General features: G+C 62.5%; 3 protein-coding genes. All 3 read right to left on the bottom strand.

What is annotated here, in order from left to right:
- Positions 1–577 precede the first annotated feature (577 nt).
- The 3 genes from G7A98_RS16520 to G7A98_RS16510 are packed head-to-tail and all read right to left on the bottom strand — an operon-like array spanning position 578 to position 2,114.
- Positions 578–1,615, bottom strand: a complete 1,038-nt coding sequence (locus tag G7A98_RS16520) for a phage/plasmid replication protein, II/X family (protein ID WP_163650770.1) — start codon at positions 1,613–1,615, stop codon at positions 578–580.
- A gap of 3 nt (positions 1,616–1,618) precedes the next feature.
- Positions 1,619–1,852, bottom strand: a complete 234-nt coding sequence (locus G7A98_RS16515) for a hypothetical protein (RefSeq protein ID WP_163650769.1) — start codon at positions 1,850–1,852, stop codon at positions 1,619–1,621.
- Positions 1,839–2,114 carry a hypothetical protein gene (locus G7A98_RS16510; protein WP_163650768.1) on the bottom strand — a complete coding sequence of 92 codons (276 nt, stop codon included), beginning with the start codon at positions 2,112–2,114 and terminating at the stop codon, positions 1,839–1,841. Before G7A98_RS16510 ends, G7A98_RS16515 begins: the two co-directional genes overlap by 14 nt.
- Positions 2,115–2,143: the final 29 nt, after the last annotated feature.

The raw sequence follows: 2,143 nt of genomic DNA, 5'->3' as shown, positions 1-2,143 counted from the left end.
GACGGTCTTGGAGATGTCCCGAGTGGAGGCGGTGGACGTTCTAGCCATGGAGTAGATCACCTATCTAGTAGCACGGAATAGCCTGAGAGTAGCGCCGTGCATGTAGGCGGTCAAGGTATCAACTTGAGACAGATGTGCAGTATCACTGTACTGCACATGCTGCCCCCGGCCGGCCCGTGCGGCGGTGCCGCTGCGCGTCCCACCCCCCGCACCGGTCGGGGGCGCCAAGGCGGTAAACGTGAGCGCTGGACGCTGGCCCAGGTGAACCCCTTGTTCGGCAATGAGGCGCGGTGGTGTGGCGGTGTTCGGTGGTGCGCGGGAGACGACCAGGGGGAGGCGAGCGCGGTGCATTGCGGTTTGGCATGCGTTCGCTTCGCTCACCACCATCCAAATGACGGCGACGGGCAGCGGATCGGGAGACAATCAGACGGGAGGGAGGGGGCAGCTTGCTGCCGCCGAGTCGAGCGTCAGGGCTCAAGGCCCCAGGTGTACGGGTGTGCTAGCAACGAGCTAGCCGGGTGTCCGGGCGGCGTGCGGTCCGTCCGGTGGGGCGGTCCTCCACCGTCCTCCCACCCGGTTAGGCGTGGCGAGGTTCGGCGTACAGGTGGGTACCATAGGCCCAGTCGGGAACGGTCATCTCGGTAGCTTCCAGGACGCGCATGAGGGGAACCACGTTGGATGGCTTCTCGTCACGGGGCTGGACGTTGGCGATATCGACCGAGAGGGTATCCAGGAGCTGTTTCCGGTAGCGGTAGAAGGTTGGCTTGGGGTACATGCCGCGGATGTCGTGGCCCTCCTTCCAGAGCTCATAGACGGCACGGACAGCGGGGCGAAGCTCGTCGATACGTTCGGGGGTGATCATCGTGTAGTCGTCCATATGTAGTTTCCCCAGTACCTCTAGGGTAACACTGGACGCGGTAGTTTCCTCCCAGTTAGCAGCCACATCGAGGCCCAGGCGCTTGAGTTCCATCGAGCGAATCACGTACTCGGCCCGAAGGGCGGCGTCGGCATATTCAACCAGGGCGGGAAGCTCCTTCATGGCTGGCGAGGCGTTGGCGTCGAACTCCTGACCCTTGGCGTAGAACTTGAGCGAGGAGCGACGGGAGTGCTTGCCGAAGTAAAGCGTCGAGCCCTTGGAGATCTGGCCCCGTCCACGGTAGGGCATGGTAGCGGTCTGCTCAGCCTGACGAATCCAGGCGAGGGCGTCAGCCCGGGACTTGAGGCGGAACATGCGGGTGAGGTCAGCCCGGGAGACCTTGAAGCAGCCACGGAGCCATAGCTGGCGATCCCAGGCGGTAGGCTGGAGGCCAACCAGGGGGGCGAGCTTGTCCATGAACGCCACGACCAGGCCCACGAGGTCATCGGTCCCCCAGAGGTTATGGCCCTGGAGGAACTTCACCGGATTGCCGTCGATGGTGATGTGGGTGCCATGGCCGTCAGCGTCAACGGCGGCGGTCTTGAGCCGGATCGAGGCGTCAGCACTGCCCACGACCTTCCTGAACTTCTGCGATGACCATTCCATGTTGCCGTGATGATCCACGGAAAGGACATGGCCCCCGTCGATGCGTTGGGGGTGCCAGCATGGGAACTGGGGCAGGGTGAGCCAATCAATCACGCGTTAAGCCTCCATCCCGGGGAAGTCAGCCCCTTGAACCTCGAAAGGCGGGATAGGGCGGCCAGCAAGCTTGCAGGTGGTGCGAAACAGGTTGATGAACCGGATATGGTCCCCGATCACCATGTTCTCGCCATGGGAGGCAGGCGGGGAGGTGAGATCGTCACCACGTTCCAGAAACACCAGGTAGCAAGAGGTCTGGTAGTCAGCGAAGTAGCTATCGAACTCAGCGTTGGTCATCGGTGGGGCCCCCCATGTTCTTGGCGTCCTCGATGAGCGGGGCAAACATCGCGAGCATTTCGCGGGTCAGGTTCTCGGCAAGGTCAGCGTTGGAGATGCGGCCCTCAGCTTGGACCAAGGCGTTAGCGATGGCATGGACGAGGAAGGAGTTCACGGAGATGTCGAGACGCTCGCAAACACGCTGGAGGCGCTCGTTCTGGCCTTGGGACAGTTTGACGGTCTTGGAGATGTCCCGAGTGGAGGCGGTGGACGTTCTAGCCATGGAGTAGATCACCTATCTAGTAGCACGGA

Source organism: Modicisalibacter sp. 'Wilcox', assembly GCF_010993675.1.
Classification (GTDB): domain Bacteria; phylum Pseudomonadota; class Gammaproteobacteria; order Pseudomonadales; family Halomonadaceae; genus Modicisalibacter; species Modicisalibacter tunisiensis.
Note: the sequence above shows the minus strand (reverse complement) of the source record. Positions and strands in the feature narration are given on the sequence as shown.